This window comes from Methylocystis bryophila, assembly GCF_027925445.1.
Taxonomy (GTDB): domain Bacteria; phylum Pseudomonadota; class Alphaproteobacteria; order Rhizobiales; family Beijerinckiaceae; genus Methylocystis; species Methylocystis bryophila.
Map to the genome: position 1 here is coordinate 2,422,536 of NZ_AP027149.1, position 26,755 is coordinate 2,449,290.

Sequence of the window (26,755 nt, forward strand, 5' to 3'; positions counted from 1 at the left end):
AACGGGCGCGCGCACTTAGATCACGCTGCGTTCAGGCGGAATCGCCTGAGCGCAGAAAACGTGATCGATTCTAAAAGTTTAGATCACGCTGCGTTCAGGCGGAATCGCTTGAGCGCAGAAAACGTGATCGATTCTAAAAGTTTAGAGCGCGATGCGAAAAACCGGTTTCCACTTTTTCGCATCGCGCTCTAGTGGAGTGGGCTCTCTCAGCGCTGAGGCGACGAAGTCTTTCACGGCGCCAGTCCGAACAACGCGGCCGCTTCTCAAGCGGAGTCGTGCGCGATTTCGAGCGTTAGATCGCGCGGGCGCTCAGGCGAAACCGCCTGAACGGAGAAATATGACTCATTCCGAAGGCGAGGTTACGTCTTAAGCGACAGGCCGATAGCTCGCTTTTCCGCGCCCTGAGAGGGCTCCCCCGCGTCATTTGCCTTGCGGGGGCGCCTCTTCGCTCTCCGGCGCGACTTCGCCCGGCATCGGCGCGTCGCCCTGGCAATTGACCATGAAGTTGTTGGCGAAGGACATCGGGATTTGGATGGCGATCCAGGCGCCGATCAGAATCCAGGCGAGCTTGCGCTTGCCCCTCCCATAAAAATACGCGCCGGCCACGGGTATGAGCAGGAGCAGGAAGGGCCAAGGACCGGCGACGATCTTGTCGCAATACCAGTTTTCCATGTTCTTTCACCTCGGCAGATCAGTTTCGCCCATCAGGAATTCGTCGATCGCCGCCGCGCATTGCCGTCCTTCGCGGATCGCCCAGACCACGAGGGACTGACCGCGGCGCATGTCGCCGCAGGCGAAAACCTTCTCGCGGGTTGCGGCATAGCTGTGCGTATCCGCCGCGACATTGCCGCGCGTATCGAGGGCGACCCCGAGCTTTTCAAGCATTCCGCCTTTGATCGGCCCGACGAAGCCCATTGCGAGCAGCACCAGATCGGCCCGCAGAGAAAAGGCGCTGTCGGGGATCTCGTTGAACTTGTCGTCCACCTTGACGCAGCGCAGCGCTTTCACCACGCCGTTCTCGCCGAGGAATTCGGAGGTCTTGATCGAAAATTCGCGCTCGGCGCCTTCCTCATGCGAGGAGGAGGTGCGCAGCTTCAGCGGCCAGTCCGGCCAGACTCGCAGCTTGTCCTCCCTGTCCGGGGGACGCGGGAGGATCTCGAGCTGAGTGATGGAGAGGGCCCCCTGGCGGCGCGAGGTGCCGATGCAGTCGGAGCCCGTGTCGCCGCCGCCGATCACGACGACATGCTTGCCCGTCGCGAGGATCGGCGCGCCAGGAGCCGTGGGTTCGCCTGAGACGCGGCGATTCTGCTGCGGCAGGAACTCCATGGCGAAATGGATGCCCGCGAGATCGCGTCCCGGAGTCGGGAGATCGCGCGGAGCTTCCGCGCCGCCGGCGAGCGCCAGCGCGTCATAGGTCCCGAGCAAGGCGTTGACGTCTTTGTCGAAGCCGACCGTGACATTGTAGTGGAAGACGACTCCCTCGGCCTCCATCTGCGCGACTCTGCGGTCGAGAAGATGTTTCTCCATCTTGAAGTCGGGAATGCCGTAACGCAGCAGCCCTCCGGCTTTGGCGCGGCTCTCGAAGACATGCGCTTCGTGGCCGGCGCGCGCCAGCTGCTGCGCGCAGGCCAGGCCGGCGGGACCCGAGCCCACGACCGCGACGCGCTTGCCGGTCTTGCGGCGCGGCGGCTCCGGAACGACCCACCCCTCGGCGAAGCCGCGGTCGACGATCGCACATTCGATCGATTTGATCGTGACCGGCTGGTCGGAGAGATTGAGGGTGCAGGCGGCCTCGCAAGGCGCGGGACAGACCCTTCCGGTGAACTCCGGAAAATTATTCGTCGAATGGAGATTGACGAGCGCTTTCCGCCAATCGCCCTCATAGACCAGATCGTTCCAATCGGGGATCTGATTATTGACCGGGCAGCCGTTGTGACAGAACGGAATGCCGCAGTTCATGCAGCGCGCGGCTTGGGCGCGCGTGGCTTCCTCCGAGAGCGGGATGACGAACTCGTCGTAATGGCGAATGCGATCGGCGGCCGGCTTATATTTGCGGTCCTGCCGGTCGATCTCCAGAAACCCCGTCGCCTTGCCCATGTCGCCTTTCGCCCCGCGCCGTCGGGCGCTTCATCGGATTTTCTCTGCGTTCGGACCTTCAGCCAGACGCAAAATCGTTTTTCTGCGGGCGGAAGCCGCCGCCCGAAGCTCGTTCGACTTCCTCTAAAGAGCCTTGAGGCCGCGTCGTCAAGCGGTAGGGAGGGCGCTCGCCTCTCTGTGCCCTTGTGCAGACCCCGGCGCGGGTCCTAAATTGGCTTCATCATGAGCCCAACGGAAAAGCGCGCGCTCGAGGAAGGCGCGGATTTCGCCCCCCGCTTCGACGCGCAGGGCCTCATCGTCTGTGTGACGACGGAGGCGATAACGCGTCAGGTCCTGATGGTCGCCTATATGAATCAGCTCGCTCTGGACAAGACCCTAGAAACTGGCGAGGCTCACTATTGGTCGCGCTCACGCCAAAGTCTGTGGCGCAAGGGCGAGTCATCGGGTCAGATCCAGCGCGTCCTGAGCTTGAGCGTGGATTGCGATCAAGATGCGCTTCTGCTCGAGGTCGAGCCCCAGGGCGACGGGGGCGCCTGCCATACGGGGAGAAAATCCTGTTTTTACAGGAAGTTGAAAGGCGGGCGGCTCGTCTTTGTCGAATGAGGCGAGGAGCGCGCGTTAGCAAATCCCTCACTTTCGGGGAGCAGGCTTCGATCCTAAATCTCTTTCGATAGCCAGCCGGCTAGCGGATTGGATCAGAGGCGAAGCCACGCAATGTTCTCCATGATGCGAAAGAGCTTTGACATGTCGGACGAGCGGTTGAGCGTTGTGCCGCCGCCTGCTTCGGGCAAAGCGGAAAACGGGCCGGCGCCGCGCCGCGTGAAGATCGGCCTGGCGCTGGGCGCCGGCGCCGCGCGCGGTTGGGCGCATATCGGCGTGCTCCGGGAATTGGAGGAGCGCGGGATTTTCCCCGACGTCATCGCCGGCACCTCGATCGGCGCGGTGGTCGGCGGCTGCTACGCCGCCGGGAAGCTCGATCAGATCGAGGCCTTCGCGCGCTCGCTAACCAAACGCCGCGTCTTCGCGCTGATGGATCTGTCTTTCTCCGGAATGAGCCTCATCAGCGGAGAGCGGTTGAAGACCTCGCTCGAGCACGAGGTCGGAGGCCTGCTCATCGAGAAACTGCCGATTCCCTTCGCGGCGGTCGCGACCGAGGTCGGGACGGGCCACGAGATCTGGCTGCAACGCGGCGCGCTCGATCTCGCCATTCGCGCCTCCTACGCGCTGCCCGGCATCTTCGAGCCCGTGCGCGTCGGCGACCGCTATTTGTTCGACGGCGCGCTGGTCAATCCTGTGCCCGTCACGGTGTGTCGGGCGCTCGGCGCGGAATATGTGATCGCCATCAACATGGCGAGCGACATGATGTATCGCTCGAAGGTCGTGGCCGACCAGCTCGCGGCCGCGACGGCAGGAGCGCCGGCCGAGGGACCTTTCGGGGGGCGGGGCAGCGCCGCCCTCGAGGTCGGCCTGTTGCCGCGCTTTTTCGAGCGAAGCGCCGCCGGATCGGCGCCCAATGTGGCGAGCGCGATGGTCGACGCCTTCAACATCGTGCAGGATCGGATTCTGCGCTCCCGCCTCGCTGGCGACCCGCCGGACGCCATCGTCAACGCCCGCGGCGACGAGATCGGCATGTTCGACTTTCACAGAGCCGAGCAGGCGATCGCCATGGGACGCGACGCGGCCAAGCGCGCGCTGCCGACCATCTTCTCGCACATTCCGGCTGCGGCGCTCTCAAGCTGACGGACGGGGTCGCGCCCTGGATCGCGCCTCCAGCCCGGGCGTTATCGCGAAGGGCTTGCCGGCCGCCGGCGCGGCTCGAACCAGCCGTAGAGCATCAGCCCCGCGAGAAAACCGCCGAGGTGCGCCTCCCAGGCGATGGGGCCTGCGCCGCCGGGCGCCGTCGAGAGCGTTCCGAACAGAACATTGGCGAGGAGCCAGGTCGCAACGAAGATCGCCGCCCGCCGATTGTCGAGAAGCCCTTGCAGCGGTTGTGTGTCGCCGCCGGCGCCCGCGCGCCCCCAATCCTCATGGAGCGCGCCGCCCGGCGCGAAGGCGAAGCGCGCGATCGCCCCGATCGCGCCAGAAATCCCCGCCGAGGCGCCGACCACGGCCTCTAGCGAGAAAGGATGCGTCGCAAGATGCGCGAGCGCGCCGCCGACGGCGGTCGCTATGAAAAACAAGAAGAAGCGCCGCGATCCGAGCCTTTTCGCCACCGGCGATCCAAAGGCCAAGAGAGACACTGCGTTCACGCCGACATGCGTCCAATTGGCGTGAAGAAACGCGTAGCTCGCCATGGTCGAGGTCACGAGAGGGCCGCGATCGAAAAGCCCCGTCAACTCGTCCGCATCGAGGTCTGCGAGGTCGCGAAGCGTCGCGGCCGGCGCGAGGAGAAAGCTCACGCGCGCGGGGATGAAGGCGAATTCTCCAAACAGCCACAGCCCGAAGGGCTGCGGCAGGAGCTCGGCGGCGAGCTGAACGGCGACGATGACGGCGACGATCGCGACGATCACCGAAGGGATGTTGAAAATCGGCTCCCGCTTCACCACGCCTCCTTGCGCGACGGCCGCGTCGTTCCCTGCGCTCCGCACGCGCCGCCGCCTTACCACATTATGTTTGGAATGCGAGCTTTTGAGCAGAGCGGAACTCTGGCGCGCCAACTGCAGCTTTAGAGCCGAAGCGCCCCTCTGGCGCTTCCGTCGTGCCGAAACGATGCGACTTTGTTTCAAATTTCGGAACGGGGACCGCGCATGAGACATTCGATCAGCAAAGATCTTTATGCTTATTGGGACAGGCTGCGCGGGGCGCGCGCCGCTCCCGATCGCAACGACATTGATCCCGCCGCCATTCGTCATCTGCTGGCTGACTGCTTCATCGTCGAGATCGATCAGGCCTGCCTCTTGCCGCTCAGGCTCTCGGGGACACGACTCAACGCGCTTTGGGGCGGCGAGGGCAGGGGGGCTCCCTTCCTCGGCATGTGGCGGGAGGCGGATCAGCGCGAGCTTGCGGCGGCGGTGTTGACGGTCATTGACGGCGCGACGCCGATCGTCGGAGGCGTCAAAGCGCGCGCGCGGGCGGCTGACTCCGAGGAGGCCGACCCGTCGCGCCGCGCGCTCGACCTCGAGCTGCTGCTCCTGCCGCTGCGCCATTTCGGCAAGACGCGCTCGCGTGTTCTCGGCTCGCTCTCCCCCCTCGGCGAGGTCGATTGGTTTGGCCGCGTCCCGGCCGCCAAGATCGAGATCGTCTCGCTGCGCACGATGAACGCCAGGGAGCGCGAAGGCTTCGGCGCGCGCCCGGAAAGGCCCCCGTTCCCGCCAGTCGAGATCGGCGGCCGCCGCTTCATCGTCTACGAAGGCGGAAAAGCCCGCGCTTAGCGGGCGTCCCGATCGCATGGAATCACGTGATCGCAAGGGACGCGCTCCAAATCAACGCCCACCTCGACGCCTTTCGCATCATTCCGACTGACATCGGCATTGACCAGCAACGGCGTCTCGAGGAAGGGCGTTCTATTCGAGGGCTTGGCGAGCTTCCCGCGCTGCGACACGGCCGAGAGGCGGCTTGCTTTTCAAAGACCTTGAGAAGCGGCGTTATTTCGGGAGAGGCGGTGGGACGCCTTTGCGGTCGTCCTGCGCGTCGAACGCCTCTCTGGCCGCATCAATGTCGGCAATATGCATTTGCGCCCAGGAGCCGAGCGCGATGACGGGCTCGGTGAGCGAGCGCCCTAAGGCGGTGAGCTCATATTCCACCCGAGGCGGCATGACTGAATAAACCGTTCTCTTGATCAGCCCGTCGCGCTCCAATCCACGTAGGCATAGTGTAAGCATTCTCTGCGAAATTCCGTTAATTGTTCGCTTAAGTTCTGAAAAACGGCGGGGCCCATCCGCAAGAATCATAATAATCAAAACGCTCCATTTCTCGCCTACGCGAGCTAATACCTGTCCAATTTTTTGGCAGTCAGCGTGTTTGAGGTGTTCCCGTGTTTTAGTTACATCCATAATACCAGGTTACCTCAATGTGCCGTATTGCGTGGAGCCGGACCCTTGGTTACCTTGATAGCCAAGGTAACAATCTTATACCACGGAGCCCCGAGCCATGACACTCCTGCATATCGATTCCAGCATCTTGTCCGAGCAGTCGGTCAGTCGTCAGCTCACGGCGGCGATCGTCCAGCGATTGACCCATGCAAACCCCGGCCTCGCTGTCGTGCACAGCGACCTTGCGGCCGAGGCGATCGACCATCTTTCTTCCGCCGAGTTTCTCGCCTTCCAAGGCGTGGAGCCCCAGGATGACGCCGCCAAGCAGGCGGTTGCCCGAAACGCCAAAACCCTGGCCGATTTCCTCGCTGCGGATGTCATCGTCGTTGGCGCGCCGATGTACAATCTTTCCCTGCCTTCGCAACTCAAGGCCTGGCTCGACCGCCTTGCGGTTGCCGGTAAAACTTTCCGCTACACGGAAAATGGCGTCGAGGGACTGGCTGGCGGCAAGCGGGTGATCGTGGCCTCCACCCGTGGCGGCCTATACAGCACAGGCGCGCCAGCGGCTTTCCTCGACCATCAGGAAACCTACCTGCGCGGCTTTTTCGGCTTCCTGGGCATCACGGATATCACCTTCGTCCGGGCCGAAGGCCTGGCGCTCGGCCCGCAAAGCCGCACGGCGGCCGTCGATGCGGCCCTCTCCGACGTCCAGAAGCTCGCCGCCTAACGCCGGGAGGATAGAATGAACCTGTCTTTTTCCGCCGCCCCAAACAAAATGACCCTGTTTCTGTCTTGGGGGTTGAGGCTTGTCGCCGCCGCCGCCTTCCTCGCAGCAGGGGGGGCCAAGCTCGCGGGCGTCCCGATGATGGTCGAGAGTTTCGATCACATCGGCATAGGCCAATGGTTCCGGCTGGTCACGGGCCTCATCGAAGTCGTGGGCGCGATCGGCCTATTTTTTACGGCGACAGCCGCATTCAGCGGCTTGCTGCTCGCTGTCACCATGTTTTTTGCCGCGCTCGTCCATTTGTTCGTTATCGGCGGCAGCCCGATTCCGGCCGTCGTATTGCTGGCGATCACCGCCTCGATCGCCTGGCTGCACCGCTAGCGTGGATGAAATCAGGATGACGGCTGCCGGGCGCGGCCCCAGCCCGGGGGGGGGGGGGGCGGTGCGCTAGATCACGCTGCGTTCAGGCGGAATCGCCTGAACGCAAGACGCAAATTGAAACGGTAAAAGACGCTAATGCTAAATTTCCTGCTCTTATTTATTTTATGAGCGGTCGCCCTCGCGCGGACGGCGCGCGCGTTCCTAGCCGCCGCCCCACGCCGCATTTCCGTAACCAGCCCTTAAAGCGCCTGGGTTAACCCTTAGAACGCGCGATACGAAAAGCGGAAACCGGTTTTTCGCGCGAACCGCGCCGTAAAACTTTGGAATCGACCATGGTATCTGCGTTTGAGGGATTCCGCTCGAACGCAGCGAGATCTATCCGCTCTATCGCCGCAAGGCTCGGGAGGCGGTAGCGAATTCTGGTCGCAATAGTCTGGCGCCTGTTGCGGAATTCGCTCGAAGCGGCGCAGGGGAGGCCAATGGCGCGTAAGGACAACCGCCGCGAACCCTATTTCGAGGAGGCGCGGCGCGGGGAGCTTAGAGCCGATCCGCGCGATCGTCCCGACGCGCCGCGTTCCCGCAGCCGTTCCGCGTCGCCGCCAAAGGAGCCGCCGTGCAGGGAGCCTCCGAAGCCGCCGCGTGGGCGGGGGCGGGGGCCGTCGCGGTCTTCCTCCTCCTTGCTTGGGCGGCTCTTCTATTGGGCTTTCGTGCTCGGCATTTGGGGCGCGATCGGCCTCGCCGCGCTCGTGCTGTTCTATGGCGCGCGGCTGCCGCCCATCGACCAGCTCGCTGTGCCGAAACGTCCGCCCAATGTCGCAATTCTTTCACTCGACGGCGATCTCATCGCCAATCGCGGCGACATGGGCGGCGCGGCGATCAAGATTTCCGAGCTGCCGCCCTATCTGCCGAAGGCCTTCGTCGCGATCGAGGATCGCCGTTTTTATTCGCATTGGGGCCTCGACCCGCAGGGGCTCGCGCGCGCTCTCCTGCGCGATGTGCTCCATCGTGGCGGCATGCAGGGCGGCTCGACGCTCACCCAGCAGCTCGCCAAGAATCTCTTCCTGACCCAGGAGCGCACGCTCTCCCGCAAGATCCAGGAGGCGATTCTCGCGCTCTGGCTCGAGCGCAAATACAGCAAGGACCTAATTCTCGAGCTCTATCTGAACAGGGTCTATTTCGGTGGGGGCGCCTATGGCGTCGAGGCGGCGGCGCACCGCTATTACGGCCATGGCGCGCGCGAGATCACGCTTCCCGAGGCGGCCGTGCTCGCCGGGCTCATGAAGGCCCCGAGCAAGCTTGCGCCCGACCGCAATCCGCAAGGCGCTCAGGAGCGAGCGGAGCAGGTCCTGAATGCGATGCGCGAGGAGGGCTTTATCACCCCGGCCCAGCTGAAGGGGGCGCTCGCGAAGCCCGCGCGGGCCAAGCGCGACGACGGCGCTGGCACGATCAACTACGCCGCCGACTATGTGATGGACGCGCTCGCCGACAAGCTCGGCTCGATCGACGAAGATCTCGTCGTGACCACGACCATCGACAAGCGCTTGCAAAGACTGGCTGAGCAGGCGCTCACGGAGGAGCTCGACAAGAAGGGCGAGAAGTTCGGCGTCACGCAAGGCGCCGTGGTCGCGCTCGATCCCACGGGCGCGGTTCGCGCACTCGTCGGCGGCCGGGACTATGGCGAGAGCCAGTTCGACCGGGCCGCCTCGGCCAAGCGCCAGCCGGGCTCGGCCTTCAAGCCTTTCGTCTATCTGGCCGGCGTCGAGCACGGCCTGACGCCCGACACGGTGCGCGAGGACGGCCCCCTCAATGTGAAAGGCTGGCAGCCCGAGAACTACAGCCGCGAGTATTTCGGGCCGGTCACCCTGACGCGCGCGCTCTCGCTCTCCTTGAACACGGTGGCCGTGCGCGTCGGGCTCGAGGTCGGCCCCAAGGCGGTCGTCAGCACTGCGCATCGTCTGGGCGTCGCCTCGGATCTCCAGACCAACGCCTCGATCGCGCTCGGCACCTCCGAGGTGACTCCGCTCGAGCTGGTCTCGGCCTACACGCCTTTCGCGAATGGCGGAATTGGCGTGCAGCCGCACGTGGTCGCCAAGGTTCTCCGCGCAACCGATGGGCGCGTGCTCTATCAGTGGAAGAACGCCAGCAATGGCCGCGTCATCGAGCCGCGCCACGTCGCGATGATGAACACGATGATGCGGGAGACGCTCGTCACGGGAACGGCGCGAAAGGCCGAGCTGCCGGGCTGGCCGGCCGCCGGCAAGACGGGCACGAGCCAGGATTTCCGCGACGCCTGGTTCGTCGGCTATACGAGCCGCCTCGTGGCCGGCGTCTGGCTCGGCAATGACGACAACTCGCCAACCAAGCATGTCACGGGCGGCAATCTGCCCGTCGAGGTCTGGAGCCGTTTCATGCGGGAGGCCTTGCGCGGCGCGCCGCCGGCCGATCTCCCCGGCGGCTATTGGAACGCGTCCCAGGGCCTGTCCGCACCCGATCTCGTCGAGAACGTCTTGGACTTCCTGCGCGGCGGCGCGCCGCCGCCTAATCCCCCGCCGCCGATTCGGACGCGGGCGCTGTCGCCCGCGCCGGCCGAGAACCCGCCGTCGCCCGCGCCGGCCGAGGACCCGCCGCCGCCAAGCCCCGCGCCCAACGGCCTAACGCCCCCGGCGGACATCCCCTCCGCGCCTCCCAGTGGCGTTGCTCCCCGAAGGCCTCCGCAGACGCGACGCGAATCTGGCCAGGATTTTTTCGAAAGTCTGTTCGGCCGCTGAGGCTGTCCCGAAAGAAGTCTTGGCATGGAACAGGCCCCGCGCCGCCGTGTTGCTCGAAGAGGAAAACGCCGTCTGCTCAAGCTTTTTCCACGCATTCCGACTTTTCATTCCCTTCAGGGCTTGACAAGGACCCGTCCCTCGGAGGACTCTGCGCCCTGCGGCTCCGCTGCAAAAGAAGAAAGTCGCCACCTCAGTGGCGCATAAAACGGGAGGTTATAATGGGTTGGCTGATCCCCGGCTGCATGGTCGCCATGGTCGTGATTCTGGCCGTCACTCTGACGCGCCTTTGATCCGCAAGTTTCGCTAGGTATTGGCCCGCCGCTGCGAAACGAAAGTTTCGCGGCGCGGGATCTCTTGTTGAGAGAGTGTGCGGGACAGCGTTTACACTCGGTCTGGACGGCGTTGTTCACCACGGCCGTTTCTCGTAGCAGCGACGTGTCTTTATATTAAGTTACCGGATATTGCTGACGTCAACGCATGATGCGTGCGGCTGTTGATTTCTACGTATTTTTTTCTGGACTCGACCCGCGTTTGAGCCTATTCGGCGGCGCACTCTCGGCGCGACGATTTGTCCCCCCCAGTGCGACCTCGCGTCGATTGCGCCCCACTAAGGCTTGTGGTTTGAAGGGGGCCGGCACAAAGGTTGCGTCGCGCCGAACCATCTGGATCGCTTCAGCGTTTCGGCCGCCCGGGGGGAACGGGCGGCAGGTTCTGCGCGTAAAACCGCCACGATGGGCGGACCATCGACAACGGGGAACGACATGTCGAAAAAGACTTTGGCTTGCCTTTACGGCAAGGCCTTTTGCTGTGTCATTGCGGCCCTTGCCGCCAGTCAATCCGCATATGCTCAAGACGACATAGGGCGCCCGACGCCTGGCGGCATCGGTCTGCCGGCGATGGCGACGCCCGCCGGCCACGAGACCCAGGCCTTCTACAACGACGTGCTGCTGCCGATCATCACGCTGATCCCGATCTTTGTGCTGGGGCTTTTGATTTATGTGATGTGGCGTTTCAATGAGAAGGCCAACCCGGTCGCCTCGAAATACTCTCACAACCACTTGCTCGAGATCGTCTGGACCGCAATCCCCTGTCTCATCCTGATCGGCATCGCTTTTCCCTCGATGCATCTTCTGACGACGCAGGTCGTCGTCCCCGAGCCCTCGGTGACAATCAAGGTCACGGGCAATCAGTGGTACTGGAAATATGATTATCCGAAGGAGCAGGGCGGCGGCTTCTCCTTCGAGCAGCGGGGTAAGCCCGATTCCGATCTCCAGCCCGGCGAGTTGCGCATGCTGGCTGTCGACAACGAAGCCGTCGTTCCCGTCAACGAGGTGGTGAAGGTGCAGGTGACGTCCTCCGACGTGATCCACGCCTTCGGCATTCCCTCTTTCGCCGTGCGCATGGATGCGATCCCCGGTCGTCTGAACGAGACCTGGTTCAAGATCGACAAGCCGGGGGTTTATTACGGCGAATGCTACTTCATCTGCGGCAAGGACCACGCCTATATGCCGATCGCTATTCGCGCTGTCAGCCGGCCCGAATATGAAAAATGGCTCGCGGAAGCGAAGGAGAAATTCGCTAGCGGGGATGGCGCCGGGGCCACGGCCCGGGTCGCGGTCAATCCCTAATCCTTCCCCCCCCCCCGCAATACTCAGACAAGCCCATCCCGCAAGGACGACTCACAATGGCTCACTTGGACGGTCTGGTCGCGACCGCGACGCACGAACATCACGAAACGCCGACGGGGCTCAAGCGCTTCCTTTTCTCGACCAATCACAAGGACATCGGCACGCTCTACATCTGGTTGGGCGCGATCGGCGGCGTGATCGCCTTCCTTCTGTCGCTGGCGATGCGCCTTGAGCTCGCCCAGCCGGGCGTGCAGATCTTTCCGGCGCTTGCGCAGGTGATGCATGGCGCCGACGCCGACAGCGCGCTCGACGCCGGCAAGAACCTCTACAACATGTTCATCACCGTCCATGGCGTGCTGATGATCTTCTTCATGGCCATGCCGATTCTGATCGGCGGCTTCGGAAACTGGTTCGTGCCGATCATGATCGGCGCGCCGGACATGGCCTTTCCGCGCCTCAACAACATTTCCTTCTGGCTGCTCGTCACGGCGCTCATGCTCGCCGTGTTCTCGATGTTCGTCGAGGGAGCTCCGGGCATGAGGGGCTTCGCGGGCGGCTGGACGTTCTACCCGCCGTTGTCGAGCAACGCCGGCACGCCGGGCCCTGCGATGGATTTCGTGATCCTCTCCCTGCACGCCGCGGGCGCTTCGTCGATCCTTGGCGCCATCAACCTCATCACGACGATCTTCAACATGCGCACGCCGGGCATGGGTCTGATGAAGATGCCGCTCTTCGTCTGGTCGTTGCTCGTCACCGCCTTCCTCTTGATCATGGTGCTGCCGGTGCTCGCGGGCTGCGTGACGATGCTGCTGACCGACCGCAACTTCGGCACGAGCTTCTATGATCCGGCCGGCGGCGGCGATCTGCTGCTGTTCCAGCACCTGCTGTGGTTCTTCGGCCATCCCGAGGTCTACATCATCATTCTGCCGGCCTTCGGCATCGTCAGCCAAGTCATCTCGACCTTCTCCAAGAAGGCGGTGTTCGGCTATCACGGCATGGTTTACGCGATGCTCGCCATTGCGGTGATCGGCTCGGTGGTCTGGGCGCATCACATGTATACGGTGAACCTGTCGCTCACCGCCCAGCGCTACTTCGTGCTCGCGACGATGGTCGTCGGCGTGCCGACGGGCATCAAGGTGTTCTCCTGGATCGCGACGATGTGGGGCGGGTCGATCTCGTTCCGCACGCCAATGCTCTGGGCGATCGGCTTCATCTTCGTCTTCACGATCGGCGGCGTGACGGGCATCGTGCTCTCCAACGCCGGCGCCGACAGGCAGTTCCACGAGGGCTACTATCTCGTCGCGCACTTCCACTACACGCTGTCGCTCGGCGCGGTGTTTGGCATCTTCGCCGGCTTCTACTACTGGTGGCCGAAGATGACGGGCTACCTCTACAACGAGCGTGTCGCCGATCTGAACTTCTGGCTGATGTTCATCGGCGTGAACGTGGTCTTCTTCCCGCAGCACTTCCTCGGCCTCGCCGGGCAGCCCCGCCGCTACATCGATTATCCGGACGCCTATGCGCTCTGGAACCTGGTGTCGTCGACCGGCATGCTCTTCGTGACCGGCGCCCTCCTGGCCTGGGCCTATGTGATGATCGAGTCGCTCATCAAGAAGCGCGCGGCCGGCGACAATCCTTGGGGCGAAGGCGCGAACACGCTGGAGTGGACGCTCACCTCGCCGCCGCCGTTCCATCAGTTTCTCACGCCGCCGGCCCTGCCGGTGGTCGAGTAAGGCTGGACGGGCGAGAGAAAGAGCTGAACGGGTTTCGCCTTCGAATCCGAGCGCGAGACCCGTCTCTCCGAAAAGGCGCAAAATAGCAGCGAAGGCGCCTTGCGCGCCTAGCCAATTGAAAGGTCGCTCCCATGGAGCAACAGCGCGGGTACTCAACGCAATGGCGAACATGGCGCACGGCGATCGGCCTCGTGGCCTTTACCGTCGGGATGCTCGCGCTGTCCTTCATCGCAGCGCCGGCCTACCGCGCCTTCTGCACGGCGACGGGCATTGCGGGAGCGACTAAAAGGGCCTCGGTGGCGCCGACGGAAAGCATCGACCGGACGATCGTCGTGCGTTTCGACTCCAACACCTCTCCTGGCTTGACTTGGCGCTTCGAGCCGGAAGTCACCAAGGTCAAAATCCGCGTCGGAGAAGTGGCGACAGTCTATTACCGGGTCGAGAACCTCTCGGACCAGGAAACGCGGGGACTCGCCTCGTTCAACGTCAGCCCCGGCCAGGCGGGTCCCTATTTTAACAAGCTCGCCTGCTTTTGTTTCCAGGAGCAGACGCTCGGGCCGCATGAGAAGGCGGAGTGGCCGGTCGTCTTCTTCCTCGATCCGAAGCTGCAGGAGGAGCCGCTCATGGACGGAGTCGAGGAAGTCACGCTCTCTTACACTTTCTTCGCCGCGAAGGGGAAAACGGCGCAGGGCGGCGAAGGTGCTCAAGGCAAGAACGTCGGCTTGAATTAGCGAAAGCGCATTGACGCGCTAGAGGGGAACGCAAATGACGCATGAAGTGACGACAGGTCCTTCCGATAAAGACCGCAATTATTGTCTCGTCGATCCGAGCCCGTGGCCGATCGTCATGTCGTTCGCGGTGCTGATCCTTGCGACCGGCGCAGTGATCTGGCTCTCGGGTCATAAGGGCGAAGCGATCTTCCCTCATTCGAAGGAGATTGGCGCGGGCGGCTTTTTCCTGGGTCTCGCCGCCGTGCTCGCGACGATGTTCGTCTGGTGGCGCGACGTGATCAACGAGGCTAACCGGCCTGGCTGGCACACGCCCGGCGTGCAGAACGGCTTGCGCTGGGGCATGGCGCTCTTCATCTTTTCCGAGGTGATGTTCTTCGTCGCCTGGTTCTGGGCCTTCTTCGACTCCGCGACCTTCCCGAACGACGCCGTGCAATATATGCGCACGGAAGTTTTCGGGGGCCTCTGGCCGCCGAAGGGCACCATGGTCATCGACCCCTGGCACCTGCCCATCATCAACACGATTATTCTCGTGAGCTCGGGCGGAACGCTGATGTGGGGGCTGAAGGGCCTCAAGGAAAACAACCGCGGCCAGCTGATCAAAGGCCTGATGTTCACGATCGGCCTCGGCCTGCTGTTCACGACTCTCCAGGTCTACGAGTTCATCCACGCGCCCTTCGTCTTTGGCTACGATCCGCGTCACCCGACAGCCAACAATTACGGCTCGACCTTCTTCATGGCGACCGGGTTCCACGGCTTTCACGTGGTCGTCGGCACGATCTTTCTGTTTGTGTGCCTGCTGCGCGCGCGCGCCGGCGCCTTCTCGGCGCATAATCATCTCGGCTTGGAATTCGCGGAGTGGTATTGGCACTTCGTGGACGCGGTCTGGATCTTCCTCTTCATCTGCATCTACGTCTGGGGCAATTGGGGCGGCGTGATGGAGTGAGGGTGCGCGCCCCGCGACGGTTGCGTCGCGGCGCTTTCTCATGACGCAAGTGAACAGGGACTGGCGGACGCGGCTCATCGTCTTCCAGTCCCTTTGTTATTTGGACCGACGCAAGCCGTTCGGCTGATCGGGCAGGCGGTCGCAACCGGCTCTTTTGCGGAAGCGAGGCTTGGATGGATCTTCGGATCGATGGCAAAAGCGCGATCGTCTGCGGAGCTTCCCGCGGGCTGGGTCGGGCCTGCGCCGAAGCGCTCGCCGGCGAGGGCGCTCTTGTGACGCTCGTCGCGCGGCGGCTTCAGCCATTGCAAATAGTGGCTGACCGGATTGCGGGCGCGGGTGGAAGGCGGCCCGCCATCGTCGCGGCCGATGTCGCCACCGCGGAGGGGCGGGCCGCCGTAAAGGCGGCGAGCGCCGAGACCGACATTCTCGTAACCAACGCCGGTGGCCCGCCCGCAAAAGATTTCACGGAGTTGACGCTCGGGGACTGGGAGCGCGCGCTCGAAACCAATTTTCTTTCCGCTGTCGAGATGATCCGAGTCTTCGCGCCGAGCATGAGTAAGCGGCGCTGGGGGCGAATCGTCAATATCACCTCGGCGACGGTCAGAATGCCGGTGGAGAGACTCGATCTCTCCACGTCCGCGCGCCTCGCGCTGACAGGATATGTGGCGGGCGTTGCTCGGCAGATCGCCAAGGACGGCGTGACGATCAACAATCTGCTGCCGGGGACTGTCATGACCGAACGACTCGCGGAACTCGGCGCGACCGCGCAGGCCCTGATCGCTCGCGTGCCCGCAGGAAGGGCGGGGAAGCCGGAGGAGGTCGGAGCCGCTTGCGCGTTCCTGTGCAGCGAGCAGGCCGGGTTCATCACCGGTCAGAGCCTTCTCGTCGATGGAGGGTTATGCGCGCTGACGATCTGACCGCCGCTCGAAAATCTCCTTCGCGAATCGCATCGTTTCGCAAGAAAGCGCGGGGCGAGAAAAATGAAACTCACTCGTCGCTTGGCGTATAGGCGGCCCAGTAGATCACGCACCATCCCGCGGTGATGAGGCCGGAGCCCAAAAGCGTCGCGCTGACTCCCTCGTTCCTGACGTAGAAGCTCGCCACCGCCGCGAGCAGGCCGACGATCGCCACGACAAGAGGAGCCGGGCTGCGCTCTGAAGTCTCTTTGCGGGTGCGGTCTCTACGCATGAGTTTTGCGATCCGTCGAGGTCTCGTCATTCTCAACGATTTCTTGATTTATGGCCCGCGCGGGCGGCGTCGAGGGCCGAGCGGCAGGTTTTGCTATTATTGGAATAATACGTCCGCCTCGCGGGCCAGTGCTTCCGCCTCGGCCAAGTCCTCCGGTCGATTGACGTTGAAGAAGGGATCATAAGGCGTGGTCGGCCACTGCGCCGCAACATTCTCATAGCGCGCGATGAATCCGGAGACACGCCGCTCGCCGTCGGCGAGCGCCTGCCGGAGATCCCCGGCGAGAGACACAGGCCAGAGCGCCACGGCGTGGTGCGCGCGTCCAGCCGATGCGGCGACCGCGATTCGGGCGCCGGCGTCGGCGCGCGCCTCGATGAGCCGCGCCGCGAGATCGTTAGGGATGAAAGGCGTGTCGGCCGGAACGCTCAGCAGGTCGCAAGTCGATGGGAAGTGCGAGGCGGCATGCTCCATGCCCGCGAGCACACCCGCGAGCGGGCCGGCGAATTCCTCCCTCTCATCGGCGATGACAGAAAGGCCGAAGCGGGCGAAACGCGACGCGTCGCCATTGGCGTTGAGGAAGAGAGCAGCGCATTGGGGTCCAAGCCGCTCGATCAGACGCGCGAGGATCGGCCGGCCGCCGATCTCGATCAGCCCCTTGTCACCGCCGCCGAGCCGGCGCGCCAAGCCTCCGGCCAGGATGAGTCCGACTGGCTTCGTCATGAGAAAAGCCCCCGGAGCGATTTACGCTCCAGGGGCCCAGCGTTCAAGAGTAGGCGGCTGCGCGGCCGCAGACTCGCAGGTCTTAAATCAGCGAGCCGCCATCCGGTCACGCAATCTGAGCGCGGCGGCGCAGATCAGGAGGCCGGCGAGGCCAAGCAAGCCAGCGGCAGGCTTGGGACCAGCGGCCGGTGCGTCGATGAGGATAGCCGTTCCCTGGGAGACGATGGTGTGGTTGGATGTGTCGAGCGACTCGACATCGAGGACGACATTGCGTGAGTTGTTCGGCTGCTTGACGAACAGATCGATGACGGTATTGTCCGCGAGCTTGACGGCAAAGCCGCCCGAACCAAACCAAGTGGTGTAATCGTCCGAGGTCGGAAGAGTTGCCGGCACGTCGGGAGTGAATGTCTTAAGAACGTTGTCGTTCTGCTGGTTGGCGACGTTGCTGAAGCTTCCAGCCGGGACGATGCTGACAACGCTTTCCTTTACGCCGCTGTCGTTAAATTTGGAGGCATTGGTGATCACGTAGCTGTCCGTGACCGAGACGCTGCTGATCTCGCCCGGCAGACCCTGCTTGGTCCAGTCCGGAGCGGTGAAATTGATCACCCCCGATTGGGTCGCCGTCTTGAACTCGAGGGTATAGAGCATCGCCGCAGCCGGCGAGGCCGAGAGTAGAAGAGCAGCGGCGCTGACTGTGCCGACCAGAAGCTCTCTCGAGCGGGAAAAAATTAGGTTCATCGCAGCCTCACTTGTGTCAAGCTCCGATCGCATTGCGATCGACGCTCCGCCTCGCGGAGACTTTTGGACGCGGGGAGTAAAACACGGCCTCGAACCTATGTAAACTTACGTACGCGAAGATCCTTAAAAATACCTCAGCTATGGCAAAAATGACACAGCATGGGCTCAATATTGCCTAAAGCCAGCTTGTTCGTGTGAGCCACCACGATGCTTGCTGCCGGTTGGGAGGCGCTCGCGCAGTAATCAGACTTTCTCGGGCGACGTTCTTGGCTTCTCCGTCCGGCTACCAAAGAAGCAGCGACCGCCGGCCGGGCTGCCCCGGCTTAAGAGAGGTTTCGCGCATGCTCCGGACAGCCCTAACCTCGACGGCTGCGGCTGCAGCCGTTGGCGAAAGGCTCAGCGGAGGAGACCCTGCGCCGCTCGCCTGAGCAAGTAGCCTGCGTTAGCTGCGGAGTTCGCGCAGGAAAACAGAGATTATTTAAGCGGGGAGTGGTTTGCCCATCAGCAAATGGAAGCATTTTTGGGGTTTTTATGAAAACGACAATTTACGGTTGCGATGCCCAAGTCACACTGAGGGTCGCTGGCCCAATCGCATTGAGGCGCAATCCTGAAGCCCGGTATGGACGGCTCAGGCCGCCTTCTTGCTCGATCGCGCGGCCGAGACCGCGGCCGAGGCTTCCTCCGGCGTGAGCGGATGTTTCGCCGCATGGCGAATTGCATCCCCCTCGAAAAAATACTCGCAGGTTCCATGGGCCGCCAGCGCGTGCAAGACGCCGGGCCAGATCCCCCTTTGTGTCCAACGGCGATACCGGGTGTAGTTGGTGTACCATTTACCGAAATGCGGCGGAAGGGCGCGCCAGGGAGAGCCAGTCCGGGCGATCCAGAACACGGCTTCAACGAACAGGCGGTTATCACGGCCATGGCAGCCGGGGTCGCCCGCTTTGCCGGGCAGGCGGGAAGCGATCAGCGTCCAGCGCTCGTCGGTGAGATAACAGCTCATCATCCCAAGCTCCTGTGCGGATGAAACGCGCCGGCGGCAACCCGCCACGTCAGTGGAGGAGCGTGGCGGGTTGCGCCTGGCTTCAGCCTCGACGAAGAACCTTGCCCATGCGCCAGGCAGATCCCGCATCGGCGGCTGCAGGCCTCGGCGATCGGCTTTGGCGGGAAGGCCGCCGCCGTGCGCCAATGTGGAAAGGCGAAAACTACCCCTTGAAGGGAGCAGATCACGCAAACGAAGGTTAACGGTATTAAAGTCGATCGGATCCGCCAATTCGCAAATGTACTTGGTTTGATGTTTTTGCTCCAGCTTAGCAGATCTGAAATGCTCTACTCAGCGAAAAAACCGACGATACAGCGAAAATATAGCTGAGGCTCAGCGAGCCGCAGGCAGAATTATGTAAAAATAGCAATCGCGGATGGTGACGAGAGCTTGGCAGTCTCACGCTTGGACTGCGCCGTGGTCGGCTGCTCCCGCTCAAAGGAGCGCAGAACATAGAGGTGGCGATTCGCTGGAACTCGCTGGCGGCGAAAAGGGGGAATTCGGATTATCGCCGCAGGGGAGACATCTGCCGCGTCAATTTCTTCGTCAGTCGGAAGCCGGCGTACGCCACCGTCGTCAAGGCGTCCATGCGGCGATATTCGGAGCCCAGGCTCACATATCGGCCGCCCAGTGTTTTCTTGAAACTGTAAATGGGGTCGCTCGGGTCCGTCGTCGCCGCTCCACCGAGATCGTACCATCTAAAGTCTCGATTTTGGAGCCATTTGATGCCTTCCCACCTTAGGAGGTGGCCGGCGCCATTTATTCGATTGTTGGAGCTCGCTCCCCAGACATCATAGGCGTAGGGCGGACAGAGGTAGATCAGATTGACGGCGACAACCGTGGAGTCCGACGCCACCGCGGCGGCGCTGATCATGTCGCCCGCATCTATCATTCTCTCCACAAGCGGCTGCGAGGGGACATCCAGATTGGCTCGCTTCGCCAACGGTCGATAGAAATCGAAAAAGCTGCGGAGATCTTCTTCGTGGCGCCGTGCGGAGATGCGAACCTGGACGCCCTCCTTGGCCGCTCGACGGACTTTCGTTCTAGAGTTCGGATCAAAATTCTTCCAAAGCTCTTCCTCTGGCTTATCAAGCTCTATCAAGAGAGTTCCGATATTCAACGTCCTGTCGTTTTGACAATGCTCGAAATGACGCCCCCCCAGAGATACGCCTGCCGGGCTTGCGGGTCGCGAGAAGTCATGGACGATCTGTATGATCGTCGGGCCGCCAAAGCGCCGGTCCTTCACCAATTGCGACAATCGCTCGTCGTCGACGTTCTGGCACAGGAAGAGGATCTTTGAAAAAATCCCGAGTTGTTTTCTGAGGATGCGCAGTCCCGGCTCTTCATGCAGGCAGCGCCAACCGTAGTATTTCTCGGACGGGCAATGGGGATCGAAAAAAATGGGCCTGTACTCGGCAGGCGCGGCTGGCGCGCTCCCAACCGACGCAAGCTCCGCCATTCCCAACAGCGTCTCTTCGCGCAAGCCGCCGAAGCGCTCGCCTGCAAGCAAGTCGCCGAATTTGCGAACGCTGGCTTCCGAGACGAGGGCCGCGTCTCGAGAAACCGAGCTCGCAGTCACTCCGCTGCTGGCGTCATACCCGCACATGCTTCCAGCTCTCAATCGGAGGATTAGGATCCGCAATATGAAGCGATCATATCGGAGTCGGCAATTACGGTCGATTAGGGAAGATACTTATCATTGTCCACTCTATCTGGCGTGGATCTTTTGCTGAGCAAAACTACTATACTGAAATATTCCTTGCGCTGTTCGAAGTCGTGATTTCGTGGCCTGGTCGCGGACGGCGCAGATGATCGCTCATTCGTCGACATCAAGAGCGAGTTCTTCGTGAAACGGATGGAGTTTTACGATCAGAGCTCGGCCCCAATGTCGATCGCTTCACTTTGTCCGCGGCTCAGGCGGCGCCGGCGCCTTGCAGGGCGCGAAGGGATGGGAGGGATCCTCCGCCGCGCCGGAAGGGCAAAAATGGTAGTTTGTCGCGCAGCCGCCAAGCAGCGGCGCCAGGCAAAGAATCGCCGCTAGAGCGCGACGCGAAAAACTGAAAACCGGCTTTTCGCACAATGCGCGCTCTACGCTTTCAGAATTGATCACGTTTTCTGCATTCAGGCGATGTCGCCTGAGCGCCGCGTGATCTAGGCCAGACGCGCGCGACCAGATTGAAACGGGCGAGAAGGCTTTCATCGTCTGCCCCCGAGGTGGAATCGCCGAGACGCTTTGGACAGCTGAAGCGCGCTTGGGTTCAGCGCAGGCTCGCGCAAAAACGCTGGATCTTGGCGCAGGCCCTCTCCAACAGCTCGGTCGAGGCGGCGTAAGAGACCCGGAAGTTGGGGCCCGTTCCGAACGCAGAACCTTGGACGACGGCGACGCCCTCGGCCTCCAAAAGCTCGGCTACGAAATCCGCGTCGCTTGCGATCTGCTTGCCAGCGGCGGTCGTCTTGCCGATTGCCGCCGCGCAGGAAGGGAAGACGTAAAAGGCGCCTTCGGGCGTCGGGCAGTTCAGATGCGCCGCCTGGTTCAGCATCGAGACGACGAGGTCACGCCGCTCCTCGAAAGCCTTGCGGAAGCTCGCCAAATGATCCTGAGGGCCTTCGAGCGCGGCGACCGCGGCCCATTGGGCGATCGAGCAGGCGCCCGAGGTCTGCTGACCCTGCAGCAGATCCATCGCCTTGATCAAAGGCGCCGGCCCGGCTGCATAACCGATCCGCCATCCCGTCATGGCATAGGCCTTGGAGACGCCGTTCATCGTGAGCGTCCGCTCGAAGAGCCCGGGCTCGACCTCGGCCGGAGTCACGAATTTGAAGCCGCCATAGACCAGGTGCTCGTAGATGTCGTCGGTCAGCACATGCACCTGGGGGTGGCGCATGAGCACGTCGGTGACCTTCTTCATCTCGTCACGGCTGTACGCTGCGCCCGAAGGGTTCGAGGGCGAATTGAGAACGAGCCATTTGGTCTTCGGGGTGATCGCCCGCTCCAGGGCTTCCGGCTGCAGCTTGAAGCCCTGCTCCATCTGCGTCTCGACCGGAACAGCGGTTCCGCCGCAGATCGCGACCATCTCCGGATAGCTGACCCAATAGGGGGCGGGCACGATCACCTCATCGCCCGGATTGAGGGTCGCGAGAAAGGCGTTGAAGAGGATGTGCTTGCCGCCGGTCGCCACGATCGTGTCCGAGGCCCGGTAGTCGAGGCCGTTCTCGCGCTTGAACTTTTTTGCGACCGCGGCGCGCAGCTCGGGGATGCCCAGCACCGGCGTGTAGCGGGTTTCGCCGCGATCGATCGCCGCCTTCGCTGCATCGCAAATATGCCGCGGCGTGTCGAAATCCGGCTCGCCGACCGAAAGGCTGATGACTTCGCGTCCCTGCGCCTTGAGGTCGCGCGCCTTCTGCGTGGCCGCGATCGTCGCGGAGGGTTTGACGCGCGAAAGCGCTGCGGCGAGGAAGCTCATCGGGGAAACCTTATCGGAAGTTGGCGCGTTGTGGGGGATGGCGATCGCAGATCTCGCTGCGCCGCACTCTGGAGCCTGGACCATAAGAGCCGGGGCTGGGGAGGGCAATGAAAATTGCCGAGCCTCTCGAACTCATGGAGCCGCCGGAGCTCCGGGGCGAGACGAAAAAAAATTGCGCGAGAAAAAGGAGCGGAACGTGAGGATTGGGGCGGTAAGGGGACGCCGCGAGCTGCGCCGTAGTCCCCGACGCCGCGCTGCCAAAACGGCAAGATAATGATGTGGAAGCATTTTTTCGATCGCCGCGCCGGCTCGCGGCGGCCGGCTTAACCACGATTTACCCGCGTCGACGACAATCGGGCAAAAACAAGATTTAGAGCGGTTAAAGAAGGATTAAAAAAATCGATCCTTCGATGCAACCAAACCGAGGCTGATCAGTTTAGCCACTGAAGCCGGTCGGGGATCGATCGGAATGGTAGCGCCGCCGAGCAGGGCGCAAGCGATCTAGCGGTCCGGGGAGCTGGCCGCGAGGGGGAAGAAAAGATGTCTTTGGCAGACAAGTTCGAAAACGAGGTGGAGCCGGCGTTCACCCACAGCTTCGATCCGGAAAGCGCGCGTCGTCAGCTGCGCGTATCGATCACGCTGGTCGTGGCGATGGGCTTGGCGGCCTTCGTCCTCGGCTTCTTGTCTCCGCTTGGCGGCCAGAATATGGCGAAGCAGACCAAGATCGCGCCTGATTCGACGTTCTCGGGTCGCCTCGTGTCGCTGGGACCGACGCGCTGAAGCTGGTCGGACTAGCGCGAAGACATGTCGGCGCGCCCGGTTGCAGGATCGAGCAACGGGCGCGAGGCCGTTCCTTGTGAGAGCTTAAGCAGCGGAGATCTCCGTTCCTAGCGGGCGGGGAGGGTCCGGTTGCGTTTCGCTGAGTCGCGAGTTTCTGGTGAGCGCGCCGCCTGTGAGTGCGACGGCTACAATTGCATCGCCTACATCTGCAGAATTTATTTTCGTCGGAAGGTGGGCGTTGGTTTTGACGCATCCACGCAAAAGCCCGTGCCGAGGGGTTTGCAAGAGCAAGACATGACTCTTCAAACGCGTGGCGTGGCGCATGCCTATTTTCGTTAAGCGGGCCCGCCGCCGCGAAGGTTTGAGAGGCCGTTTGGCCAGACGGCTCTCTCCCCTCGCGGAGCGCGTCGCTCCCATGGCCGACGTTCAACATTCGCTTTAGGCTGCGATGAAAGCCACGCTACTCTCGGCGCTTCATAGATCACGCCGCATGCAGTGCTGGCCAAATTCCCTGAAGCAGAAAAGGGAGATCGCCTCAAAAGGTTAGAGCGCGATTGCCGTGAGAGGCCGGCTTCCGCTTTTCACTTTTCGCCTTTGGGCGCGTCCAGATCGGTGGAATCACGCAATCGAAAAGGATCACGCTCCAAATCAAAAACCGAGAGCATGTCCTGACCGGAAACCTTCGATGGAGTGCAAGCTCGTCTGTCGCTGGCGGAGCGTCGAGGCCGACATCTGGGAGCGAGCCTATCTCGACCTTTGTGGGTCGGCGACAATCGTCATCAGCACCCACGGCCGCGGCGAAATCGGCTTTGGCGCGCCGCAGGCGACCCTCGACGTCGAATACGGTCCACCCTCCATCGCCTTCACGCGAATCGGCTCCGACGAAATGGACGAAGTCTCCGGCGACGGGAGCGCTGAACTGCTTGACGATGGCTCGACCGACATCGAGTTCTAATCCGACAGCGGCGACGAAGTCGTCCTCAAAGCCAAGCGCGACGAAGTTTCAACAGCCGAAGCTTGTTGCTGAAATCATGTGAGAAAAAGACGGCGGCGCAAATCCCCGCAAGTAGGATTTACGCCGCCTCCCTTCCACGACTAAACGGTCAGCTTCAGAGCGCAGAGCAACGCTCTTTAGAGCACGTTGACCGTCGCGCCGATTTTCACCCGACTGTAGAGGTCCGTCACATCCGCGTTCAGCATACGGATGCAGCCGCTCGAAACCGCCTGACCGATCGTGTCGGGCTCGTTGGAGCCATGAATGCGAAAGCCCGAGTCTTGATCGCCGTCAAAGAGATACATGGCGCGCGCGCCGAGCGGGTTATCCACGCCGCCGGTCATGTAATGGGGCAAGTCGGGGCGGCGCTTCAACATCTGCGCCGGCGGACGCCACTCGGGCCACGCCTCCTTGCGGCCGATGTGGCGCAGGCCATGCCAAGTGAATCCCGGGCGCCCCACGCCGACCCGATAGCGATAGGCTTGTCCATCGGGAAGCGAGAGATAGAGCGCGCGTTCCGCGGTGATGATGGTGATGGTGCCCGCGCGCGCATGAGTCGGATCGGCGACGAGCTCGCGTGTCCTCTCGGGAACTTCTCTTGCGAGCTGCTGCTCTTCGGTCGGCTGCGCGTATTGCTCTTGCGGCGAGAAGTCGAAGAGCGCGAGAAAGCCTCGATCATCGGCGTGGGCCGGCGTCGCCGTCGCCATCGCGCCGAGCAACATCATGGACAATACTATTGAGCCACGCATTCCGCCACCCCGTCTTAAACGCCCCCTCAGCGTTCGCGGGGATAATGCATAAGCGCGGCTTTGGTTCCTCTCTTCGCGCGTCATTATTCGGCGCGAAGGAAAGCGCGTGCGCTTATTGATTAACGGGCGTGGCCGGCGTCGTCGGATGGAATGCGGAGTCGTCGGCGCGCCCTGTGCGCGCCGGCTGAACGCCGCCTTTAATAAAGACATGAGCCGCAACGGCCCGCTCGATCGATGCGTCCTGAGCCGCCTTCTGCTTGGAGTCCTTGCGGGCAAGATCGTCGGATTTGGAGGCAGCGACGTTGTTGAGCGGCTGCAACTGTCCGATCTCCGCCCGGTCGGCCGGCAGCGTCGGCGGCTTGTCGGGGTTCGGGGTTTCAGCGGGCGGGCGGAAGACGAGCGGCGCGGCGGGCTGCGGGGCCGCCGTTGGCGGAGCGGCCGGCGCCGCCGCTTCGGGAGCGGGTTTGGCGCTATCTGGAATGCGGGCTTCATGCTCTTCGTAGAGACGCTTGATCTCGCCTTCGACGAAGAGCGCGAGCTTGCGCGCGCCCGCATCGGTGAAGTGGATGCCGTCGGTCGAGCGCAAAGCGACGATCTGCCCGTTCTCGTCGGGGCCGAAAGCCGAATATTGGCCGTGCTCGTCGGTGAATTTGTCCCACAAGTCGATGAAGGGGACGCCGGCCTTGGCGGCGCTCGAACGGAAGATCTCGTTGATCTGCGCGATCGCCGCCGAATAGCCTGTCGGCTGCATCACGGGCAGCCCCACCCAGACGACGGGAATGTTCTTCTCCTTGAATATTTGGATCAGCCCGTCGACGCGCTCGCCGTAAATTTCCCGCCATCGCGGCGAGAGCGGTTCTTTCGAGCCCTCGTCCGCGCCGAGCGATTGACGGTCGTTGCCTCCGATCATGATCACCGCCATGTCGGGCTTCTTCGGGTCGTCCGCGATCTCTCCGGCCGCCTTCATCCAGTCGTAATAGTCGCTGCGCACGAGCCCGGAATTGTCGTTGCCTCTCCGCAGCACGGCGATCTTCGGCTCGTTGGCGAAACTCTGCTCGAGGCCGGCCGCGAGGAGTTGTGAAAAAGCGTCGCCGAGCACGGTGACGCGGAACGCCGCGGGGTCTTTCTGTTGCACGGCCGCCTGGGCGGCAGGGGCCGCCGCCGGCGCTCCTCTCTTCGCATTGCGCTGCTGGGGCTGCGCATGCGGCGTCATCCGGCGAACACGGCGCTCCCGCCAAGCGTCATATCGCCGCTCTTCGTAGCCATAATCAGAGTCAGGATCGCGATGGCGATGGTGTCTTCCGCCTCTGTGCTCGCCGCCCCAGCCCCCGCCGCCCCATCCGCCGCCGCCGCCGCCGAACAAGTCAGAAAAGAAATCCTGCGCCAGCGCGTCGGAGATCGGCGCGACGGCAAGAAGCGCAAGGAGCGTCACGAGACGCCACTTGCGCGCGAGGTGGGAAAGGGCTGGCGGCAGGGTCATGAAGATATTATAGCGCAACGTCGCCGATTTCGAAATTCGCGCGGCGGCGTCGAGCGGTCGCGAGGCGAGTGAGATCGCGGCGGCCTGGGCGCGGGCGGGCAGCCTCGACGCTGCGAATGTCATCGATCCGAAAAGGGTGCAGCGCGGTGTCGCGAGAGACCGGCCCATTCATCCCCGAGCTGCGCTCGCGAGCGATCTTTTGCGTGATCGCCTGGCTCATCGCCTCGACCAGCGTGGCGCAGACTCTCTCCTCTTCTGACGATCCGCCGGCCGAAGCGCGGCTCTGGCCCTATTCAAACGATCTCCCCACATGCGCCAGCGAGCGGGTGCTCGCGGAAATCGCGCGGCGATTTTGGAATCGAGAGCGCGAGTACTGGCAGAGCGCGCTGTCGCTCGAGACTTTCGACGCCATTCGCGAGACGAGTTTTCGCCCGCGAGGCTCAAGCTTCATCCCTCGGCGCGGTTGCGAGGCGGCCGCGCGCTTCAACGACGGCGCAACCCGCCGCGTGATTTACAAGATCGGTGAGGGGCTGGGGTTCATTGGCTTGGGTTGGGGCGTGGAATGGTGCGTCGTGGGACTGGACCGGGGCGAGACCTATGGGCCCGCCTGCGCCGGCGTGCGTCCGTAAT

26 protein-coding genes are annotated in these 26,755 nt (G+C 62.9%); 14 read left to right on the top strand and 12 right to left on the bottom strand.

Annotated features, from left to right (window positions below; translation table 11 throughout):
- Positions 1-420 precede the first annotated feature (420 nt).
- Positions 421-672, bottom strand: coding sequence for a hypothetical protein (locus QMG80_RS11330; protein ID WP_085772920.1), 252 nt, complete (start codon positions 670-672; stop codon positions 421-423).
- Between the two features lie 6 nt (positions 673-678).
- Positions 679-2,097 (bottom strand): glutamate synthase subunit beta, encoded by a 1,419-nt coding sequence (locus tag QMG80_RS11335; protein ID WP_085772921.1) that lies wholly within the window; start codon positions 2,095-2,097, stop codon positions 679-681.
- Between the two features lie 222 nt (positions 2,098-2,319).
- Here QMG80_RS11335 and hisI point away from each other — a divergent pair, with 222 nt between their 5' ends.
- Both hisI and QMG80_RS11345 read left to right on the top strand, forming a co-directional pair.
- Positions 2,320-2,700 (top strand): phosphoribosyl-AMP cyclohydrolase, encoded by a 381-nt coding sequence (gene hisI, locus QMG80_RS11340; protein WP_085772922.1) that lies wholly within the window; start codon positions 2,320-2,322, stop codon positions 2,698-2,700.
- Between the two features lie 141 nt (positions 2,701-2,841).
- Complete coding sequence (locus QMG80_RS11345; protein WP_102938220.1) at positions 2,842-3,837, top strand: patatin-like phospholipase family protein; 996 nt, start codon at positions 2,842-2,844, stop codon at positions 3,835-3,837.
- Positions 3,838-3,878: 41 nt separating this feature from the next.
- Here QMG80_RS11345 and QMG80_RS11350 read toward each other — a convergent pair whose 3' ends face one another.
- Positions 3,879-4,685 carry a rhomboid family intramembrane serine protease gene (locus QMG80_RS11350; protein WP_158658855.1) on the bottom strand — a complete coding sequence of 269 codons (807 nt, stop codon included), beginning with the start codon at positions 4,683-4,685 and terminating at the stop codon, positions 3,879-3,881.
- Positions 4,686-4,844: 159 nt separating this feature from the next.
- Between QMG80_RS11350 and QMG80_RS11355 the strand changes: the two genes are divergently transcribed.
- Entirely contained in the window at positions 4,845-5,468 is a 624-nt protein-coding gene (locus QMG80_RS11355; protein ID WP_158658856.1) for a PAS domain-containing protein, read from the top strand.
- A gap of 213 nt (positions 5,469-5,681) precedes the next feature.
- Here the strand turns inward: QMG80_RS11355 and QMG80_RS11360 are convergent, their stop codons facing one another.
- The gene (locus QMG80_RS11360) at positions 5,682-6,089 is read right to left on the bottom strand and encodes a winged helix-turn-helix transcriptional regulator (RefSeq protein WP_085772924.1); all 408 of its coding nucleotides are present in this window, start codon (positions 6,087-6,089) and stop codon (positions 5,682-5,684) included.
- A 97-nt stretch (positions 6,090-6,186) separates the two neighbouring features.
- Between QMG80_RS11360 and QMG80_RS11365 the strand changes: the two genes are divergently transcribed.
- From QMG80_RS11365 to QMG80_RS11400, 8 genes are all read left to right on the top strand, one after another.
- Positions 6,187-6,795: an FMN-dependent NADH-azoreductase gene (locus QMG80_RS11365; RefSeq protein ID WP_085772925.1), complete on the top strand. Its 609-nt coding sequence runs from the start codon at positions 6,187-6,189 to the stop codon at positions 6,793-6,795.
- Positions 6,796-6,810: 15 nt separating this feature from the next.
- Entirely contained in the window at positions 6,811-7,173 is a 363-nt protein-coding gene (locus QMG80_RS11370; RefSeq protein ID WP_085772926.1) for a DoxX family protein, read from the top strand.
- A 479-nt stretch (positions 7,174-7,652) separates the two neighbouring features.
- Positions 7,653-9,941, top strand: coding sequence for a transglycosylase domain-containing protein (locus QMG80_RS11375; RefSeq protein WP_085772927.1), 2,289 nt, complete (start codon positions 7,653-7,655; stop codon positions 9,939-9,941).
- 761 nt (positions 9,942-10,702) lie between these two features.
- A complete protein-coding gene (gene coxB, locus QMG80_RS11380) occupies positions 10,703-11,569 on the top strand; it encodes a cytochrome c oxidase subunit II (RefSeq protein ID WP_085772928.1) in 867 nt (288 codons plus the stop codon).
- A 56-nt stretch (positions 11,570-11,625) separates the two neighbouring features.
- Positions 11,626-13,302, top strand: a complete 1,677-nt coding sequence (gene ctaD / locus QMG80_RS11385; RefSeq protein ID WP_085772929.1) for a cytochrome c oxidase subunit I — start codon at positions 11,626-11,628, stop codon at positions 13,300-13,302.
- A gap of 131 nt (positions 13,303-13,433) precedes the next feature.
- Positions 13,434-14,033: a cytochrome c oxidase assembly protein gene (locus tag QMG80_RS11390; RefSeq protein ID WP_085772930.1), complete on the top strand. Its 600-nt coding sequence runs from the start codon at positions 13,434-13,436 to the stop codon at positions 14,031-14,033.
- Positions 14,034-14,067: 34 nt separating this feature from the next.
- Positions 14,068-14,976 carry a cytochrome c oxidase subunit 3 gene (locus QMG80_RS11395; RefSeq protein ID WP_085772931.1) on the top strand — a complete coding sequence of 303 codons (909 nt, stop codon included), beginning with the start codon at positions 14,068-14,070 and terminating at the stop codon, positions 14,974-14,976.
- A 173-nt stretch (positions 14,977-15,149) separates the two neighbouring features.
- Positions 15,150-15,893, top strand: coding sequence for an SDR family oxidoreductase (locus tag QMG80_RS11400; RefSeq protein ID WP_085772932.1), 744 nt, complete (start codon positions 15,150-15,152; stop codon positions 15,891-15,893).
- 70 nt (positions 15,894-15,963) lie between these two features.
- Here the strand turns inward: QMG80_RS11400 and QMG80_RS11405 are convergent, their stop codons facing one another.
- The 6 genes from QMG80_RS11405 to QMG80_RS11430 form a co-directional block, all read right to left on the bottom strand.
- Positions 15,964-16,194 carry a hypothetical protein gene (locus QMG80_RS11405; RefSeq protein ID WP_158658857.1) on the bottom strand — a complete coding sequence of 77 codons (231 nt, stop codon included), beginning with the start codon at positions 16,192-16,194 and terminating at the stop codon, positions 15,964-15,966.
- A 66-nt stretch (positions 16,195-16,260) separates the two neighbouring features.
- Positions 16,261-16,884 carry a molybdenum cofactor guanylyltransferase MobA gene (gene mobA, locus QMG80_RS11410; protein ID WP_085772933.1) on the bottom strand — a complete coding sequence of 208 codons (624 nt, stop codon included), beginning with the start codon at positions 16,882-16,884 and terminating at the stop codon, positions 16,261-16,263.
- Positions 16,885-16,971: 87 nt separating this feature from the next.
- Positions 16,972-17,622 carry a hypothetical protein gene (locus tag QMG80_RS11415; RefSeq protein ID WP_085772934.1) on the bottom strand — a complete coding sequence of 217 codons (651 nt, stop codon included), beginning with the start codon at positions 17,620-17,622 and terminating at the stop codon, positions 16,972-16,974.
- Between the two features lie 628 nt (positions 17,623-18,250).
- Complete coding sequence (locus tag QMG80_RS11420; protein WP_085772935.1) at positions 18,251-18,625, bottom strand: transposase; 375 nt, start codon at positions 18,623-18,625, stop codon at positions 18,251-18,253.
- Positions 18,626-19,166: 541 nt separating this feature from the next.
- Entirely contained in the window at positions 19,167-20,267 is a 1,101-nt protein-coding gene (locus tag QMG80_RS11425; RefSeq protein WP_085772936.1) for a GNAT family N-acetyltransferase, read from the bottom strand.
- Positions 20,268-20,919: 652 nt separating this feature from the next.
- A complete protein-coding gene (locus QMG80_RS11430) occupies positions 20,920-22,122 on the bottom strand; it encodes a pyridoxal phosphate-dependent aminotransferase (protein ID WP_085772938.1) in 1,203 nt (400 codons plus the stop codon).
- A 540-nt stretch (positions 22,123-22,662) separates the two neighbouring features.
- Here QMG80_RS11430 and QMG80_RS11435 point away from each other — a divergent pair.
- Together QMG80_RS11435 and QMG80_RS11440 are read left to right on the top strand one after the other, a co-directional pair.
- The gene (locus QMG80_RS11435) at positions 22,663-22,902 is read left to right on the top strand and encodes a hypothetical protein (RefSeq protein ID WP_085772939.1); all 240 of its coding nucleotides are present in this window, start codon (positions 22,663-22,665) and stop codon (positions 22,900-22,902) included.
- Between the two features lie 685 nt (positions 22,903-23,587).
- Positions 23,588-23,857: a hypothetical protein gene (locus tag QMG80_RS11440; RefSeq protein ID WP_245299977.1), complete on the top strand. Its 270-nt coding sequence runs from the start codon at positions 23,588-23,590 to the stop codon at positions 23,855-23,857.
- 176 nt (positions 23,858-24,033) lie between these two features.
- Here the strand turns inward: QMG80_RS11440 and QMG80_RS11445 are convergent, their stop codons facing one another.
- Together QMG80_RS11445 and QMG80_RS11450 are read right to left on the bottom strand one after the other, a co-directional pair.
- The gene (locus QMG80_RS11445) at positions 24,034-24,645 is read right to left on the bottom strand and encodes a L,D-transpeptidase (RefSeq protein WP_085772940.1); all 612 of its coding nucleotides are present in this window, start codon (positions 24,643-24,645) and stop codon (positions 24,034-24,036) included.
- Between the two features lie 112 nt (positions 24,646-24,757).
- The gene (locus QMG80_RS11450; RefSeq protein ID WP_245299978.1) at positions 24,758-26,248 is read right to left on the bottom strand and encodes an SGNH/GDSL hydrolase family protein; all 1,491 of its coding nucleotides are present in this window, start codon (positions 26,246-26,248) and stop codon (positions 24,758-24,760) included.
- Positions 26,249-26,271: 23 nt separating this feature from the next.
- Between QMG80_RS11450 and QMG80_RS11455 the strand changes: the two genes are divergently transcribed.
- On the top strand, positions 26,272-26,754 hold the full coding sequence (locus tag QMG80_RS11455) for a hypothetical protein (protein ID WP_085772941.1): 483 nt from the start codon (positions 26,272-26,274) through the stop codon (positions 26,752-26,754).
- The last annotated feature ends 1 nt before the right edge of the window (position 26,755 follow it).